The organism is Streptobacillus felis (assembly GCF_001559775.1).
GTDB classification, from domain to species: Bacteria; Fusobacteriota; Fusobacteriia; order Fusobacteriales; family Leptotrichiaceae; genus Streptobacillus; species Streptobacillus felis.
In genome coordinates, this window is sequence record NZ_LOHX01000185.1 from 1 (window position 1) to 494 (window position 494).

1 protein-coding gene is annotated in these 494 nt (G+C 21.7%); it reads right to left on the bottom strand.

From position 1 onward, the window contains the following. Nucleotides 1-94: 94 nt before the first annotated feature. Nucleotides 95-400: a hypothetical protein gene (locus AYC60_RS03550; RefSeq protein WP_067321387.1), complete on the bottom strand. Its 306-nt coding sequence runs from the start codon at nt 398-400 to the stop codon at nt 95-97. Between the last annotated feature and the right edge of the window lie 94 nt (nt 401-494).

Consider the following 494-nt stretch of genomic DNA (forward strand, 5'->3'; position numbering starts at 1 on the left):
TTTTAATATTATTTATCAAATCAAAATATTTATTATTATTAGAATTCATAACCAATTCTTCTAATTTTCTTTTACAAACATAGTTGTTTCTTCCTTATATTAAATTGTCCTTTTTACTTTCACCAAAAATTTCTTTAAGTAATGGTAATTCCATCTTTAGTATCTGATCTTGTAAATTTAAAGTATTAGTTGAAATAACAATATTTTTAGCTTTTTTTAAGGCATAATTTATTGATGGTATTAAATAACCTAAGGTTTGCCCAGAACCTGTTTCTGCTTCAAGCAAAACAGGAGTATTAGTATTAATACCCTCTTCAATAATTTTTGACATTTCAATTTGGTTTATTCTTTCTTCAAAACTATACTTTGAATATAGCTCTTTATATATATTTTCAATCATATTTTCACCTATTAAAATTATAACAAATAAAAAAGAATAAAAAAAGACTTGATTTTATGCTGTAAAAATGTTAAAATAACTTGTTAAATTGTGT

What these genes read in the sequence shown, in the direction of transcription:
- AYC60_RS03550 (WP_067321387.1), bottom strand. Translation starts at nt 400, where the DNA reads ATGATTGAAAATATATATAAAGAGCTATATTCAAAGTATAGTTTTGAA.